Annotated in this window: 16 protein-coding genes; 12 read left to right on the top strand and 4 right to left on the bottom strand. The window is 50.2% G+C overall.

Going from position 1 to position 17,255, the window contains the following annotated elements; genetic code table 11:
• Positions 1–70: 70 nt before the first annotated feature.
• The 4 genes from ACZ5BW_RS13430 to ACZ5BW_RS13415 are packed head-to-tail and all read right to left on the bottom strand — an operon-like array spanning position 71 to position 2,575.
• The gene (locus ACZ5BW_RS13430) at positions 71–946 is read right to left on the bottom strand and encodes a hydrolase 1, exosortase A system-associated (protein ID WP_464540788.1); all 876 of its coding nucleotides are present in this window, start codon (positions 944–946) and stop codon (positions 71–73) included.
• Complete coding sequence (locus ACZ5BW_RS13425; protein ID WP_464574172.1) at positions 943–1,800, bottom strand: hydrolase 2, exosortase A system-associated; 858 nt, start codon at positions 1,798–1,800, stop codon at positions 943–945. The genes ACZ5BW_RS13430 and ACZ5BW_RS13425 overlap by 4 nt, the downstream gene beginning before the upstream one ends.
• Entirely contained in the window at positions 1,797–2,048 is a 252-nt protein-coding gene (locus ACZ5BW_RS13420; protein ID WP_464540786.1) for an acyl carrier protein, read from the bottom strand. The genes ACZ5BW_RS13425 and ACZ5BW_RS13420 overlap by 4 nt, the downstream gene beginning before the upstream one ends.
• Before the next feature lie 2 nt (positions 2,049–2,050).
• Complete coding sequence (locus ACZ5BW_RS13415) at positions 2,051–2,575, bottom strand: hypothetical protein (RefSeq protein WP_464540784.1); 525 nt, start codon at positions 2,573–2,575, stop codon at positions 2,051–2,053.
• A 447-nt stretch (positions 2,576–3,022) separates the two neighbouring features.
• On the opposite strand from ACZ5BW_RS13415, the gene ACZ5BW_RS13410 reads away from it, so the two are divergent.
• The 12 genes from ACZ5BW_RS13410 to ACZ5BW_RS13355 all read left to right on the top strand — a co-directional run bounded on the left by ACZ5BW_RS13410 (position 3,023) and on the right by ACZ5BW_RS13355 (position 17,230).
• A complete protein-coding gene (locus tag ACZ5BW_RS13410; protein WP_464540782.1) occupies positions 3,023–4,528 on the top strand; it encodes a PEP-CTERM sorting domain-containing protein in 1,506 nt (501 codons plus the stop codon).
• A 223-nt stretch (positions 4,529–4,751) separates the two neighbouring features.
• Complete coding sequence (locus ACZ5BW_RS13405) at positions 4,752–5,687, top strand: hypothetical protein (protein WP_464574171.1); 936 nt, start codon at positions 4,752–4,754, stop codon at positions 5,685–5,687.
• A 240-nt stretch (positions 5,688–5,927) separates the two neighbouring features.
• Positions 5,928–6,752: a polysaccharide deacetylase family protein gene (locus tag ACZ5BW_RS13400; protein ID WP_464540775.1), complete on the top strand. Its 825-nt coding sequence runs from the start codon at positions 5,928–5,930 to the stop codon at positions 6,750–6,752.
• Positions 6,753–7,020: 268 nt separating this feature from the next.
• Positions 7,021–8,142, top strand: coding sequence for a glycosyltransferase family 2 protein (locus ACZ5BW_RS13395; protein ID WP_464540773.1), 1,122 nt, complete (start codon positions 7,021–7,023; stop codon positions 8,140–8,142).
• Between the two features lie 330 nt (positions 8,143–8,472).
• Entirely contained in the window at positions 8,473–9,732 is a 1,260-nt protein-coding gene (locus tag ACZ5BW_RS13390) for a glycosyltransferase family 87 protein (RefSeq protein ID WP_464540771.1), read from the top strand.
• 124 nt (positions 9,733–9,856) lie between these two features.
• Positions 9,857–11,206: an ArnT family glycosyltransferase gene (locus tag ACZ5BW_RS13385; protein WP_464574170.1), complete on the top strand. Its 1,350-nt coding sequence runs from the start codon at positions 9,857–9,859 to the stop codon at positions 11,204–11,206.
• 230 nt (positions 11,207–11,436) lie between these two features.
• On the top strand, positions 11,437–12,363 hold the full coding sequence (locus ACZ5BW_RS13380; protein ID WP_464540766.1) for a glycosyltransferase family 2 protein: 927 nt from the start codon (positions 11,437–11,439) through the stop codon (positions 12,361–12,363).
• Between the two features lie 71 nt (positions 12,364–12,434).
• Positions 12,435–13,064: an acyltransferase gene (locus tag ACZ5BW_RS13375; RefSeq protein ID WP_464540764.1), complete on the top strand. Its 630-nt coding sequence runs from the start codon at positions 12,435–12,437 to the stop codon at positions 13,062–13,064.
• Positions 13,065–13,138: 74 nt separating this feature from the next.
• Positions 13,139–13,882, top strand: coding sequence for a WbqC family protein (locus tag ACZ5BW_RS13370; RefSeq protein WP_464540761.1), 744 nt, complete (start codon positions 13,139–13,141; stop codon positions 13,880–13,882).
• Between the two features lie 135 nt (positions 13,883–14,017).
• Positions 14,018–14,383: an EamA family transporter gene (locus ACZ5BW_RS13365; protein WP_464540759.1), complete on the top strand. Its 366-nt coding sequence runs from the start codon at positions 14,018–14,020 to the stop codon at positions 14,381–14,383.
• 56 nt (positions 14,384–14,439) lie between these two features.
• Positions 14,440–15,537 carry a dTDP-4-amino-4,6-dideoxygalactose transaminase gene (gene rffA, locus ACZ5BW_RS13360; RefSeq protein ID WP_464574169.1) on the top strand — a complete coding sequence of 366 codons (1,098 nt, stop codon included), beginning with the start codon at positions 14,440–14,442 and terminating at the stop codon, positions 15,535–15,537.
• A 4-nt stretch (positions 15,538–15,541) separates the two neighbouring features.
• Positions 15,542–17,230 (top strand): ArnT family glycosyltransferase, encoded by a 1,689-nt coding sequence (locus tag ACZ5BW_RS13355; protein ID WP_464540755.1) that lies wholly within the window; start codon positions 15,542–15,544, stop codon positions 17,228–17,230.
• Positions 17,231–17,255: the final 25 nt, after the last annotated feature.

Below are 17,255 nucleotides of genomic sequence, written 5' to 3'. Positions count from 1 at the left end.
CTTTGCAAAAGTGGTTTATTCGAAAGGTCTGGTGAGGTAAGGTAGATAAGCGCGATTATCAGTACATGTATCACCATGACTGAATCCAGTGGCGCGTATGGACTGCTACCTCATCTCGCCACTTTCGCCGGGAAAAAGTGTGGTTCGCTTCCGGTAATTCGAGACTCGATACGCGTGGAGACGCCAGGAGTTTTTTCCACTCGTGCGAACTCTTGACCAGATCCAGAAACTCACGCGCTGTGAGGTCATTGCCACTTATAACCACGAGTACTTTCCCTTCAAAACGGCGAAGACCCTGAAGCATCCGTTCCGGCAGTGGGGCAAGACTGGAAGATTTATCATAAACTGTTTGCTGAACAGCGGCGGTAGTTTTTTTTCTTCTCTCAAGGGCTTCCGCGATAATTCTTGAAAATGACCGAACTGCTGCGGAATAATGAAAATTTCCCCGCCATATCTTGCTCCAGAGTTCTGCTTCAAAAAGGCGGGCCCGATAGTAATGTTTCAGATAGGTTTTAGCGACACCTTGATTCGTTCTTACCCATGGATTTAGCAAAGCCAGCCCGGTTATCCGCGGGTCTTTGTAAGCATAGAAAAGGGCTGCCGACGCTGCATCGCATAGTCCCCAGATTATCAGGTCGTTGAGCGCCGGAACTTCCTTGAAAAACTGATCAACCGCGCAGCGCAGGTCATCCTCGAAATCTTCAAAAGTTCTCATGTCTCCTTCGCTATCCCCCATACCCCGACAATCAAAGCGCAGGACGGGAACTCCATGAGCGGCAAGATCTCGGGCAAACAGGGTGAATTGGCGATGACTTCCCGCTCGATATTGAGGGCCGCCTACCACCACCAGCACGCCGCGGCACGAGACTTGCTCAGGTAAACTCAGGATTCCGTATAACCAGGAATCATTACATTGAAAAGTAAGGGCGCGTTCCTCGAAAATCATAGCGACTCTTCAGCAATAATATTTGCTGTTGCCGAAACTAACTCAGCACATTCGGCAATCTCCTGGGTGGCCCAAAACGGTAAACAAGGCACGAGGTGCAAATGCAGATCAACTTTTTTCTGCTTCCATGCCGTTACAACTTTGGCTCCAGCAGGTGTCATGGGTCGCCCGGGTTCGGACACGATTTCGAACCAATGAATCGGTCGCTTCATTACGATCAGTTCAGCTGCTCTAAGGCTATCAATAGCTGCCGCCAGATCTGGGGCAAGCTCATAACCAGCCACTTCAAGCGTATTTCCAGCTTTCAGGGAAATGCGCATAGTATTCGTTCCCGCCGTTTTTTCTATACCGGCATCGGCCGAAAGAATTTCATTTGCTAGCCGGAGCCGCAAGAATTGGTTAAGGAAGGATTCTCCGTTGATTACCGGTTGCCACAGAATGATCCGATCGATTGTGCTGTCCAAACTCCTGGCAAAGTCCAGCGCAAGTAACGCGCCCAGCCGCAGACCCCAAAGACTGACTGGAACTGAAATCCTCTCTTCGAGCCAATTCTTCGCAATGGCCAAGTCTTGTTTCCAAATGTTCCAACGCGCATCCCGGAATTCGCCGCTGCTATCTCCACAACCGAAGAGGTCCATCTGCAGTACGCCAAACCCCATCGCCGCGAACGTTCTTGCCTGCATCGCAGCCATGCGGCGGGATTTGTTCATTTCCTCACCGAAGGGGTGAACGTAGATAAATACTCCCCGGCATTCCCTATAGGGACGGGGATTGTGGTAAAGACAGAAACGCATCCCAGAGTCTACCTTGAGGAAAAAGGGCTCTGCAGGAGCGGCCTGTGGAATTCCCTTCATTCAGCCAGTTTCTGCTCGACGAACTGGGCTAGACTGCCAACAGTTTCAAAAGTTTTTGCGCTGATCTCATCGTCATCCACCGTAATGTCGAAGTGCTCTTCGAGAGCAGTGATTACGTTAACAACTGCCATCGAATCCAATTCGGGGATGCTCCCCAGCAAGTGTGAATCCTCTTTGAGGGAATTCTTCCGCTCACCGAGACTCAATACATCCGATAGAATGTTTTTCACTTCTTCAACGTGCTGCATGCTTACTCCATAGTAGGTTTATCTTCGTAGGTTTCAGATAGTTGTCCCGAGGCCTCGCGTGTCAAGGCGAAACTCCGGAAACGAGTCGGGGTGGGAAGACAATGAAAATAGGGTGATATAGAGGCGAAAGTGAATTGCCACTGGCCTGCAAAAAGATTTGCTACCCAGAGGCAAAGTTCCAAAATGGGCATGAGCATGGGCATGGAGCGAGCCCGAATTGAATGCTGAGATGCGACACGACGTAAAATACCATTTTCAGTCAGGATGCGGCTTGCCTCTTCCCATAGACGCGGAAAGGCAAGCCCGAGCCGGAACTCCGGTGCTACGTACATCGAAATCCCAAGCCGTCTGTTCTGCCGGTAATGGACTATAACGGGCACCACCCCATCTTCCTGAAAGTAGTGGCAGCTATCATGTAATAGCCACAGGAAGCCAATAAAGTGCTGTTTCTTCAAGGCTACAAGGTACTTTGCGCCTTGCCTGAATCTCGCCCCAATCTTGTTGGCCGACTTGGGAAATTCCCACACAATCTCGTCCTGCTATTGATGTCATTGCACATATCAAAAACTTAACTCAAGAATTCCAAATACCGAAACTGCCAAACTTTATTAGGATTTCGCATCTTGCATGCTTACGGTAGACGCTACTCGTATTCTTCGTGAACTTCTGGTACGTGGAATACCAAATCAAGGGGTATTTCATGCATGTTTTTATTATTCTCGGCAAGTTCGGTAACTCCATTTCTGGCCCCGGCTAATCGGCGATCGATACTCCCTTGTCAGAAAAAAATGCAGTTCCCACTATAGGATTTCTCCATGCTTTCTTCTTGATGCTGGCAATTTTGCTGCTCTTGATAAAAATCCGTTAATAGTACTATAAGTCACGCAGCGTTACTTCTTGAAGGTAAAAACCGCTTTACTTTTCAACAGATTTTCTTGTACCCTCCAACTCATCTTTGGGGAGGAAACAATAGCATGAAAAAACTGGCGGTATTCAAAAAGAAAAAGCTGGGAGAGGACTCAGCAGGTCGGAACAATGTTCGTTCGGCTAATCTAGCGCTTCCTGTTTTACTCCTGAGCGCTTCTTTCCCGCTGTTTATGGGGCAGGCAAGTGCCGAAACCTCCTTCGAGCGTTTGTCGGCGTTGCTGGCGGCAACGCCTCCAGGTGGGTGGGTCAAGGCAAACACCAATTTTTATTCTGATGCCTGGGCAACTGGTCTCGATGCGGTACCGAATAGTTGGCCTGTTCCCGTCGTTCGCGCCTGGAGTTCATTCGCCTGGGATTCCACTCGTGGGGACCTGCTGCTATGGGGCGGCGGCCACGCGAATTATGCTGGTAACGAGATGTATGTGTGGGATGGCGCCACAGGGAAATGGGGGCGTGGCTCTCTAGCAAGCAGACTGGACGCAAATGGTTTTGTTGTCGACAACGCAGCGCCGCAATCCGCACATACTTACGATAATAATCTCTACCTTCCCGTCAATGACATGTTTCTTACTTTCGGGGGAGCCGCAGCACCGGGGGGAGGAACTTTCCAGAAAAAGGAAGGGACGACGGTAAGCCGTGCCGGGCCTTATCTGTGGGATCCGACCAAAGCGGATCCGAACAAGGTCGGTGGTACAACCGGTTCGGGTTGGAACACTGTCAATATCGCGGAAGGCGGCAATATGTGGATTGATCGCCAAGGGAGGTGGACGGGAACTGAGGCACCGGGATACATTAACGGAACGACTGCCTACCGCACTGAAAACGGTAAGGATACGGTCTATCTTACAGCAGATGCGTCTGCATCCGGATTTCCCTCACTTTACCGCTACACGTTGGGAGACGTGAGGAACGGCGGCCATGATACATGGGAAAGAGTGGGCACTACATGGAACACCGCCGGATACCAAGGTGCTGCAACAATTGATCCAACACACAGCCTTTACATTAGAACAGCTAATCCCAGGCCCAACTATACATCAGACTTGGCAGTATGGGATTTGGACAACTCCAATGCTGCCAATCCCAACGCGAATGCCGATATCGGCATAAATCTGGTAAAGGCCGATGGGAGTGACTTCGTAATGACATCGCATTTCGGTATTGCCTATGATTCAGCCCATAACACAATCGTGCTGTGGGACAGTTCCAGTGGCGGTGGAACGGTTTGGTCCGCTGATGTTCTCACCGATACAAATGGCAACATCGGGTCCAACACTACCTGGATTATTCACGAAATGGAGAGTGCCACAGTAGATCATCCTCATGGCAATTTCCAGGTTGGGGTTCTTGGTAAATGGAAATATGATCCCGTGCTGGGGGCATTCATAGCGCTCGATGAGGTTGTCAGCGAGAAGGGAGGGGCGCAGGATGCTGCCGTATGGTTATACAAACCGGCCGCAGCAGTTATTCCAGAACCGGAGACTTACAGCCTTTTACTCGCCGGGCTCGGTCTTATCGGGTGGGCTGCTTACAGACGTGGTGCTCAATTGTGATACCTTGACAGTAAAGAAATACGGGTAATTACTGGGCGGTATTTATAATCGATTTTGAGACATCGAAACTCTCAACATGTCGAGAGTGATCAAGCGCGAGTGCTTACTAAGTCCTTACTTCCAGCTTATCCGGGTAGGGACTAAATTTGACCCCTTCCATAGCAGCACGAAATATCGTATTTGTTGAATGATGGGTTCTCTCCCGGAGTGTTAGTATCAGCAAATGGTCGAGTCTCCTGGTTCTCACGCCGAATTCCTTGTCCGTAGTGTTACCGCCAAACTTCTACAGATCTATCCTACGGCGTTAGATTTCGCTCCTGAGAGTTATCTTGACGAACTCACTGCGGGTCGAACTTATGGGGGATATCACAATATCCCTTCAGCATTCCATGCCGCCAGCGCCGCAATTGAGCTGGAGGTAGGCTCGACTGCGGTCGAGCTCTATCACAAGCTGGTGGTTGCAATATTGATTGTCCATTTCTATGAACAGCCTAGGTGGAAACTCATTCCAGCCTCGGTTGCGTCGCAGTATGACGTCGAGTTTAGACGTATCCTTGCCCAGTTCGACACAAACCCGAGCGGATTTTATACTCGCGAGAACGATTTGTTCATGAAGGACTTGGCGATTTGCCGGGGCAAGTTAATCCCATGCGGAGCGGAGCTTGTGGACGAATTTTCGGGTGTGCCTAGAAGAATTACAGTTCGCGCCGGGCCGAAGCAGTTCATTTCTGCCCTCTGGTTTTTCACTGGGCGAAGTGGAGGTTTTCGTCCATTCTACGAACTGCATATGGATCCTAGGGCCCGTAGAGAGTTCACAGCCGAAGGTTGGGACCGCTGCTTTTTAAGAATCGCAGATCTGCTTGAGATACACGTGGAGATCAAGGGTGTTTTTGGCAGTAGCTGGTGGTACGACCCTGAGATAGAGAGGATTACTCCTCGCATTGGGTATCTGCGCCGCCGGCCTCTGGAAAACGGGGCCTCTATTTTCCGGATGGGAAGTGATCAAGCTGCGGTGATAAACGCCACCAGTTTTTCACGTCTCCGCAGGGAAAAGTATGCAACCGGAGAATACGTACCGACGAACTATCTGATGGTTTGGGGCCGTGATGATTTGCTTCGTTGGGCAAAACGCTCACGTGCGGAAGGCCTTCGAGCATAGACATCCATGTCGCTGCGCCATTCCGTACTGACCTTAGTCAAATTGCTTGGTGGCTTCGCCTTAGCAAGGAGAATGACTGCTAGAGGACTACGTATACTTTGTTATCACGGCATATCAGTTCATGACGAGCATTGTTTCCAGCCTAAATTATTCGTTCGCGAAGATACATTTCGTAAACGGATCGCGTATCTCAAGCGGCAGCGCTACTTGGTACTTCCGCTTAACGAAGCCTTGGCGCTAATGTATCAAAAAGCTCTTCCGCCCCGGACATTGGTCATAACGTTTGACGATGGGTGGCTTGGGATCGGCCTGAAGGCAGTGCCTGTATTGCGGAAGTATGGATTCCCTTCGACTCTATATGTGACCACTCGGGATGTTGTGGACGAGACCCCTGTCTTCGATGTTGCGCTACGTTATCTGATCTGGAAAGGGCGAGGAAAAGCTTTGGATCTGGGTTTACTCGGTCTGGGGCCCGGGGCCATCGCTTTGAACTCACCTGAAGAAAGGGAACATGCAGCATGGCGCCTCAGCCAGGCAGTCATGGAAGATGGCAGCGATAGGAAAGTTTTGCTTGCGAAACTCGCAGAGGCGTTGCGTGTGGACTGGAACCAAAGTGGAACCTGTTCTCTTTTTCGGCTGATGACCATGGAGCAACTCGCAGGACTTCCCGCCCAAGGTATGGATCTGGAACTGCATACACATCGCCATCGTTTCCCGGTTGACGATCCCGAACGCATCGAAATGGAGATCAGCGATAACCGCGCGGTGCTCCAGCAAATTGCCAATAACCCACTCCGGCACTTTTGCTACCCTAGCGGAGAATTTCATCCCTCGCGGTTTCCATTACTGAGAGAGTTGGGGATTGAAAGCGCTACCACCTGTCTTTCCGGATTCAACTATGCGAATACCGAACCGCTTGAGTTACGGCGTTTTCTTGACGGTGAGAATATCTCACAGGTGGAGTTCGAAGCCGAGGTATCAGGGTTTCTCGAGCTTATGCGAAGGTTCCGCCGGCTCATCCGTCCCCGGCGAGGTAAGACCGAACATGGTATTATTTCCTACTAATAAACTTACGCGTGTTTAGGACGTTATTCCTCGGACCGGGCGAATACGTTCATCATTACCATGCGCAAGCAACCGCACTCAGTCAGTTGATCCTATTTGTACTGCATGGCTTCAGATGATTGCGAAGGTGGCTTTGACAAGGCGCTGTGGACGATGCAGAAAATTCCGCCCCTGAGTGCTTCAGTCTATTGAAGTCCCAGTAACAATCCAGCTTTTTACTAAAACTGGTCACACAAGTTAAGGAATTGCCTCTTTCCGTGGATACTCTATGGCAGCTTTAAAAGTTGTAGTGATTTTGCCGACCTACAACGAGCGGGATAACATTGGCAGAATGATTGATGCGCTACAGGTTCAGGCTCGGGAGTTTCCTCATGATATGCACATTCTTGTGGTGGATGACGATTCACCTGACGGCACGGCAGAGGTGGTTCGGGCGAAGCAGGCTACACATCCGAATGTGCATTTGCTGATGGGAAAGAAGGCGGGGCTTGGAGCTGCTTACATTCGCGGGATGATACATGCGATGGATGGGCTTCATGCCGATGTCGTGTTCGAGATGGATGCTGATTTCTCGCATAAACCCGAGGATGTACCTCGGCTTATGGCTGCGCTAGATGGGGGAGCAGATTTTGTAATCGGCAGCCGTTATGTGAAGGGTGGTTCCATTCCGAAGGAATGGGGTTTTTTACGCCGCATGAATTCCCTAGGCGGTAATATCGTTGCACGCTACGTTGCCGGGATATACAAAATTCGAGACTGCACAGCAGGCTTCAGGGCGATCAAAACCTCTCTCCTCAGAAAAGTCACCTTTGACGATCTTCGAGTTCAGGGATACGCCTTCCAGGTTGCCCTGCTGCACAAGGCCGTATCTCTCGGTGCAATCATAAAAGAAGTTCCCGTGGACTTCGTAGATCGTACCAAGGGTGAATCGAAGCTCGGAATCTCGGACATCATCGAGTTTATCCTGAACGCCTGGTGGATACGTCTCCACAGCTCAAAGACCTTTATCAAGTTCGCCATAGTAGGATTGTCCGGCGTTGTTGTGAATCTTGGCGTGTTTACACTGCTCCTCCAGGCAAATGTAAATAAATATATCGCTTCCCCTATCTCAATCGAAATATCGATTATCACGAACTTTCTATTGAACAATTACTGGACTTTTCGCTGGCGCAAGTCTCAAGATCACATTCGCGTCAAGGGCCTGAAGTTCAACATGGTGTCTCTCGTATCTCTGGGGGTAAGTTATTCCACTTTTGTGGTCCTATCGGTTCTGTTCCCTGGGACTTCCCCGGAGCTTCACCAGCTTGTCGGTATCGCCCCCGCCATGCTCATAAATTACTTCCTGAATTCTTATTGGACATTCAAGAATGCTCCCGCTTCCAGGAATTGAGCTAACTGGAAAGAGTGGATTTTCGCAAACGTTTCCAATTGCTTTCGGTTCTTTATTCAATAAAACCCTATTAAGCAAGTCAGATCTCCTTGTCAATACGCTGGGTCAAAGTGGGCTTCTCTCGCAGTCCTTCGGCCCCATCAGATCGGGGTTCTGTCAGATAAAATTCTACGGCCTGATCGCTGGGAGAATGATCAATTTGCACTCGACCAGGCAAGGGTAAGGCGTATTACTACAGAGCTACGCACGTCGTGTGCTACGATCCAACCAGACGCATTCTGACTGCCAACTTGCAAACTGATTAATGGTTTCTTACCTGAAAAGTACCATATGAGCTCGATCTTTACCTCATCCATGAGCGCCAGGCTTTACAATATTGCTATCCTCGGTCTTGGCCTGCTATTAATCTGGGAGTTTCAGGACTTGGTAAAGTTTCATTCGACGCACTTATTGCCGAATGGACCGAGCTCTGACTTCTCTGTGTATTATTACGCAGCCCAGAGGGTTCTCAACGATTCAGCAAGCCTATATGAATTCGGAGCAACTCTTAATCTTGCCGGTTATACTTACCCTCCTCTCGGTGTTCTGCTCTTCGCTCCTTTTACTCTCTTTGACTATCACACTGCCTATATCCTGTTCCAATTCGTCAGTGTGATGGCGTTAATGGGAGCTATCTGGTGCGCCCTGGATGTGCGAAACCGTATTTTTCCCCAACTCCCCATCGATTACTCGCGGTCTACATTTTTCGCCTTGCTGATACTGGCAAGCGGTCCCGCATTTACTACCTCTGTCAGTGGTCAAGTCAACTCTATTGTACTCGTCCTATGCCTTGGCGGAGTCTTGATGGGAATGCTGCGGAAACCGGCAGTCGGGGGGATGGTGTTGGCATTCGCATGCTGGATCAAGATATATCCCGTGCTGCTCGTTGTAGCAATGCTGAGCATCAAGTCCTTGCGTCTTACGGCATTCGTCTCCGTTATGGCCTGTGTACTCTTACCTATAGCGATGATCCCGTTGATTCCCCTCGTGCTCTACGATCAATATTTCTTACAACTGCTCCCTGTTATGGCAGGAAAGGTCACTAGTAACCTTTCCAATCAGTCCATTACTGCGACCATTATCCGCTTTTCGGTACCTGTCGATCAGTGGAGTGAGTGGATAAACGTTGATGTTCCTAGTTGGGTCAGGGGGTTAAACGGGTCCATCCTCATTGGGGTAATGGCAATGTTTAGCTTCACTCGGATTTCTAAGTTTCCTGATCCTCTTCTAGTAACCCTTTTATCGCTCGCTTTCATTCCATTGATAGCACCATTGGGTTGGGGGCATTCGTACTTGTTTTCCATGCCTCTGGTCGCCTACTGTATCGTTTATTGCGAACAGATGGCAATACGAGCCGTAGCAGCAGTTGCCTGGCTTCTTCTACTAGTTCCTGCATATTCGATATTAAGCCCATTGCGCGAGTTCGGGGCGCCTGTCGTGGAGATTTTGTATTTTCGATACTTCATAGCCGTGTGGGCAGTGATTTTGTTTGCACTGGCATGGGTCTACAATCCCAAAAGCTTGTCTGTTGAGGGACGCAGTAAATGCTAATGGTGCATGCAACAACATAGTAGTAAGTGGAGAGAAATGGGCCGTTGCAATGAGGAATAACGCTGCTTTATATCTCCGTCACTTTGTTAATAGGTATTCGCTCGTTTCATGAGTGCCCACAGCTTTGAACATACTTCCAAATCCACATAGTAACAGTAACATCGAGGGCGCCAATCGTTTTCAACGTCAGCACGCAGTTGCTGCTCCCTTGTTTCGCCTCCTCGATTCGCCCGTTTTCCTACCGGTGTGCTTCATACTTTTCGTGGCATTGCGCGTAGCTCTGATTTTCTTTGTGCCCATTGAGATGACTTCCGATGCAAGCTGGTACTTCAGCCGGGCGGTTAGCATAGCGAGTGGCGAGGGCTATTCGGAAGCTGGATATCCAACAGCATATTGGCCGGTTGGCTATCCTGGTTTTCTTGGTATCCTTTTCTATCTTTTCGGCCAGAATCAACTGGTCGGACAGATAGCTAATTTAGTCATGGCGGCGATCAGTTTTTTTTTGCAATTGGAACTGACAAGACGAATTTTCCGGAGTGAAGCCGCAGCGCGCCTGGGCGTCCTCCTGCTTACCCTATACCCGAATCATGCAGCTTATACATCTTTCATATTAACTGAAATTTACTTTACCTTTTTACTGCTTCTGGGCGTATACCTCTACATCACAAGGAGTCACTGGTTCTGGATATGGATTTGCGGCATTGTCTTCGGGCTGGCAGCGCTGACTAAACCGCAAGTGGTGTTCTTGCCTGGCCTGCTGGTACTTTTTCATGTATTCAGCAGGGAGAGAAAGGATAAGCTACGACATCACCTCATCAAGGGATTTGCAATCTATCTTACAATGGCCATGGTGCTGATTCCATGGGCAATACGGAACACTCAGATTTTCGGGGAGCTCGTCCTGATCTCCACTAACAGTGGCGCAACGCTCCTGACTGGTAACAATCCCACAGCGAGCGGAGGCTACGAGGAAAATGATCCGTTGGTAGCCCAGCGCGATTTCTCGGTTCAGGATCAGGTGGAATCGGACCGCCGCGCGAGGAAGCTGGCAATCGATTGGATAAGAGAAAACCCCATGCGGTTTGTAGAACTTGTCCCTTTGAAGATATGGCACCTGTGGTCCAGAAATGGCGAAGCTGAGTGGGCCTATCAGACGGGCTACCGGTACTATGAGCAATATAGGGATGCGTTCCGTACTGTGAGATGGGTAAACCAGATCTTTTATGCTCTGCTGCTTGTGGGCTCGTTCGCAGCAGCTTTCCTGTTGATAAAGCATCGCGATAAAGTCGTCTGGCCTTGGGTGCTTATCGGATATTGCCTGATGATTTACCTGACCCTGATATCGATAGTCTTTTCCGGGCAGCCCAGATTTCATTTTCCGGCCATGCCATGGATCATCATGTATGCAGCCTGGGCAACCATTACAATTACGATAGGTCAGCCTCGGGAACGATATGACGTCTACGTATCCTGAACATCAGATTTCTAGGGCCTGCAACCCCTTTGAGACGAGCAGGCATCCGCTTGACGAATCGAATGCAGTTCACCCGGTAAAGAGGGCGCCATAATCCGATCTTTTCCAGATCGCCCCATGCAGCGCGTCTCTTTGTTCAGAAAAGTAAATCGTATCCATTTGAAGCCGTAATTAAGTAGTATTTGATATCAAGACGCAGAAAGATGAACAAGGAATCCGGATCTGACCATATGCTACCGGAAATCAGCATTGTCTCCACCATGTACCGGTCACGACCGTTTCTTGACCGGTTTCTTGCCGAGTGCCTGCAAGCCCTGTCAGACATAAGATGTGATCATTTTGAGATATTGCTCGTCAATGACGGTTCACCGGATGACTCCCTGGCTTACGCGGTCGAGCGCCGGGCAAACATTCCGCAATTGGTGGTGATCGATCTTTCGCGGAACTTTGGGCATCACCACGCTATACAAGCTGGATTATGGCATGCGCGGGGAAATCTCGTTTTCCTCATCGACTGCGACCTGGAAGTGTCGCCCCTGGTGCTGGTAGAGTTTTACGCCAAACTATGCGAGACAAAATCCGACGTCGTTTTTGGCTATCAGGAAATGCGCAAAGGGGGACGGTTTGAACAGATGAGCGGAGGACTATTCTGGAAGGGGTTCAACCTGCTCAGCGATGTAAAGATCCCCGAAAATATTCTTACGGAACGGATCATGACGCGCCGTTATGTGGAAGCGCTACTGCAGATGGGCGACCGGAATCTTTTTCTCGGTGGAATGATGAGTTGGGCGGGTTTTCAGCAAATTGGCCTGCCTGTCGTCAAGAAACAGCGCAAAGGCCAAAGCACATATACTCTCATGCGACGTATCGGACTGATGATCAATGCAGTGAGTTCGTTCTCCGCTCAACCGCTGATCTGGCTATTCAATATAGGCATAGCTATTACCCTGTTGAGTTTCTCATTTGCATTCTATCTTGTATTACGAAAGCTGGTTTTTGACGACACCCTCATGGGTTTTACTTCAGTAATGACTATGATGATGCTCAGCCTCGGCATTATGACCACAGCCATCGGGGTTGTAGGTATTTATCTGGGAAAGGTATTCAACCAGGTGCAGAACCGGCCAACGTACATCGTCAAGGATATTTACCGCTAACATCGCAAATTTATTGACTTCAAAAGCTCCACTATCTTATTTATCCGCTTCCTTCACATCCACGGATGGTTATGAGTCAACAACAAGACGACCGTTACTATGCAAGAGAAGAACTTGAGGGAATGGGGTTCAGGAAGCTGGGGCGCGATGTACTGATAAGCCGGACTTCCCGGCTATATATTCCGGAATATATATCTATCGACGATTATTCCATTGTGGACGATTTCTGTATCGTATCAGGCAATGTCGAGTTGGGCAGAAATGTTCACCTCGCGCACGGGTGTAGGGTGATCGGAGGCCGCGAAGGAATAAGAATGGATGATTTCTCAGGTCTGGCATTCGGGGTAACGATATTTGCCCAATCGGATGATTATAGCGGCGACGCACTGACAAACCCCACAGTACCGATGAAGTTCCGCAAGATTATGAGGGCACGCGTTGAAATCGGGCGGCATGCAATTGTGGGCGCAGGCAGTATCATTTTTCCGGGTGTGATATTGGGAGAGGGGTCATCGGTTGGTTCATGCAGCATGATCACAAAGTCGACTGAGCCGTGGGCTGTATATTTTGGGGTTCCTGCAAAAAAGATTAAAAATCGCCATCGTAATCTTCTGGACCTGGAACAGGAATATTTAGCGGAGCAGCTAAACGAAGCTCGAGACGCGATGGAGCCAGATCAGGCTGGCTCAATTTCGCATTAGATAAATCGTTAAATGCTTGATCATGCATCGTCGAGGAGTTTTGAGTTTCCCTGTCCATAAGCCGTTGAAGCACGATGAATGAAACATTAAATGAAAACCGGATAAAAGGGAGCGTCGCAAAAGCAGAACGCCGAGTCGCCATCCTACAATCCAACTATATACCCTGGAGAGGCTATTTCGATCTCATCCACGACGTCGACCTTTTTATCTTTTATGACGACGTCCAATATACGCATTCCGACTGGCGCAACCGCAACAAATTGCTGACCGAGAATGGACCGCGATGGCTGTCGATACCTGCTGGCCACAATCTGAAGAGTCTGATCTGCGAAGTGGAAATTCCGGATCAGCGCTGGAAACAGCAGCACAGAAGCATAATCGAACAGAACTACCGAAGTGCTCCTTTCATCAAGGAATCACGATCGCTGCTGGATTTTCTGTATGAAAATTCGATAACAAATCTTTCCGACTATAACCAACGCGTAATCAGGCATCTGTCCGATATCCTTGGTATTCAAACCCAATTTACTGATAGCAGGCTCCTTGGAATCAATGGCAGGAAAACTGAGCGGTTAATAGGCATTCTCGAGAAAGTCGGGGCAACGACATACATTAGCGGTCCTTCGGCACGGGATTATATCGATGAATCTCTGTTTGATGAGGCTGGTATCAAGCTGGACTATAAGGAATATCCTGCTTACCCCACTTATCTGCAATGTTTTTCGCCATTTGCACCGTTTGTTACTATCCTAGATCTGATTCTGAACGTGGGGTCCGATTCGCCTCGTTATATCTGGGAATGGCGTAAGCAAATATAAAGAGCGGCCGTAATTGACCCAGGATAAGTGATACGATTAAAAGTTGCGTCAACGTGATCTCTGGTTCTGTTCCATCCGATGATCCACTTTCCATAAGCTGCTGCGCCTGAGGTAAAGATGAAGGAACGATTCGATATGGCAGGACATATTTATATCCTGTTAACCCTGCTGTTTACCGTGTATGGTCAACTGGTGCTCAAATGGCAGATGGGGCGGAGCGGCAGCATGCCGGAAGGAGGAGTCGATAAGGTTCTTTTTCTGCTCCAGCAGTTTCTCAACCCATGGATCATCTCGGGTTTGTTTGCGGCTTTTCTTGCCTCGCTTGCCTGGATGGCAGCCATGACACGTTTCGAGCTCAACTACGCTTATCCTTTCATGAGCCTAGCGTTTGTCATCGTCATGCTCTTCTCTGTGCTTTTCCTCAATGAATCGCTCACTCTCCGAAGTGTCCTGGGCACGGTTATGGTTGTCAGCGGGTTGATTGTCATAGCGCGCGCCTAAGAGCGGACCTTACCCAGACACGCCTTTCATCCATGATTCCCTTTAATAAGCCCTATATGACTGGCAAGGAGCTATGGTATGTCAGCCAGGCTCATGCCAACGGACATCTTGCCGGCGATGGAGTTTTTACGAAAAAGTGCAACGCATGGCTGGAACGCCGCATCGGGTGTCAAAAAGCATTGCTGACGCATTCCTGTACGGCCGCGCTGGAGATGGCAGCCATTCTTGCGCAGATCGGAGCCGGTGATGAAGTCATTATGCCGTCCTATACTTTCGTCTCGACCGCCAACGCATTTGCATTGAGAGGAGGTGTGCCTGTATTCGTGGACATCCGGCCTGATACGTTCAATATCGACGAGGCCTTGATCGAGGCTGCCATCACCCCGAAAACCAAAGCGATCGTTGCTGTCCACTACGCAGGAGTGGCATGCGAGATGGATGTCATCATGTCAATCGCCGAACGACACGGTCTGCTGGTGATCGAGGATGCCGCGCAAGGCATTATGTCAACCTACAAGGGGCGGCCCCTGGGCAGTATCGGGCATCTGGCGGCGTTGAGTTTCCACGAGACCAAGAACATTATTTCCGGGGAAGGGGGGGCTTTGCTGGTGAATGACTCCCGTTTTGCAGAGCAAGCGGAAATAATCAGGGAAAAAGGCACTAATCGCAGTCAGTTTTTTCGCGGCCAAGTGGATAAGTATACCTGGGTGGATTTTGGCTCATCCTATCTTCCCAGTGAACTCATTGCTGCCTTTCTCTGGGCCCAAATAGAAGAGGCGGACGCAATCACCCAACGCCGCCTCGACATCTGGGATGTTTACCACGATAATTTCGAGGTTTTGGAAAAACAGGGCAAGATCCGGCGCCCGATTATTCCTTCCGATTGTGTTCACAACGCGCATATGTACTATCTCCTGTTGCCGGACCTGGATAAACGTACTGCTTTTATCGAGGCACTCAGGCAAAAAAAGATAGGAGCGGTCTTCCACTACGTTCCTCTTGACAGCTCTCCCATGGGGGAAAAGTGGGGTCGCAAGTCAGGTGTATTAACGCAGACCCAACAGCTGAGCGACCGCCTGGTGAGATTGCCGTTATGGCTGGGGCTGGAAGAGCATCAGAGTGAAGTGATCCGGCAGGTTGCGGCGGAGCTATAAAAAAATGATCCATCCATATCCTGCGGATACCAGCCTCGACCAAGCCTCATCCAGGTGGCGCTTGGATTCGGGTGATGCGCTATCCTTATTGATCCTGTGGATAGGAGTCTGCCTCCTTTTCTGGAGGGCGCTCGATGCCGGAGAGTTCTGGTGGACAGATGAATCACGTCACGCCATGAACGGCGTTTTCTTTCTTGATCTCTGGCGCGACCTGCCCTTCCAGAAACCTTACGAATATGCGCTGCAGTATTTCGCCCAATACCCGGCACTGGCGCTCAACTGGTATCCTCCTTTCTTCCCCATGGTGGAGTCGGTTTTTTTTGCGCTGTTTGGCATCACGGAATCGGCAGGACGAATCACCGTCCTCATGTTCGCTCTGGCGGGAGCCACGGCGTGGTATTGCTGGGCGCGGCCTATCTGGGGCCGAGAAGCCGCGGCACTCTCGTGCCTGCTCTATCTTTCCGCTCCCGGGGTGCTGGACTGGACCCGTTCTGTCATGCTGGAGGTCCCTGCGATAGCGATGATCATTATCGGGATATGGGCGTTCGAACGCTATTTGAACCAGCCCCGCCTCCGTCGAGCAGCCGTTGCCGGTCTATCACTCAGCTGCATGCTGCTGCTCAAGCAGACTACGGTTTTCATCCTGCCCGCTCTTATTGCGTATGCGCTGCTAACCGGACGGGCGCGTCTGCTTTGGCGGAGGGAAGCGGCAATAGCTTATGTCATGGTAGGTATGGTTGGTCTTGCACTCGCTCTCCACGCCATGAAATTTGGCGCGGTGCCGGTAAATGCACTCGCCGATCAGTTCGGCTCCAACCGCGCGCAATTGTTCAGCCTCCGGCGTTGGACCCATTTTTGGTCGGCGCTGTGGGATGTCTCAGGGCCAGGCCTCGGTATCGCTATTCTGGTGGGAATTCTATTCCGCTTGCGAGTGAAGGGGGTGCCTCAAGACCTGCTGTTATTTTTGTGGCTGGCGGCGTCGTACCTGTTTACGACGGTGGTGGTCGGCAGCGGTGAAGGAAACGTTCCTCGCTACACGATGTACGCTCTGCCTGCGCTGGCGTTGCTCGCCTGCATGCCGGTCAGCCGGGGCATATTGAATAACTCCACTGTCCGCCTGATTGCATTCGTACCTTTGGCGATACTCGCCGGGTGGAACGTGTATGCAGATTCCGTCAAACCCCACCCCTATGTTTCCGGATACGAGCGTGCAGCCGAGTTTGTCGCGCGCCAGGAGGATCCCGGTATGATTCTGTTTGCCGGAAAACATGATGGGGACTTTATTTTTCACCTCCGCGCACTGGACCCGGAAAAAAATAAAGCAGTGCTTCGGGCGGACAAGATACTAGTTTCGATGTCAGTGCATAAGGCGTTCGGAATGGTCTCCTACGTCGAATCCGTGGAGGATGTCATCGCGCTGATCGACCGTTTCGGAGTGGGTCTCGTCGTTATAGAGAGCCGTGATGTGGTGGATTTCCCTGAATTCAAGCTCCTGGCCAAAGCCGTGGATGATCCGCGGTTTCGCCTCATCAACGAGACGCCCGTATTGACCAACGTGCCGGAGTTTGCCGACTTGTCGGTCAAAGTTTACCGTTACCTCGATAAAAAAGAGCAGGCGGGCGATCTCGTGATTCCTATGCCTCACATGGGCATAGAGATCAAGCTGAAAGCGAAACCTGGTGCTTCCGGGTGAATTGTTCAGGGGTTCCTTAGGTAAA

It is taken from the genome of Nitrosospira sp. TNL300 (assembly GCF_055385915.1).
Note: the sequence above shows the minus strand (reverse complement) of the source record. Positions and strands in the feature narration are given on the sequence as shown.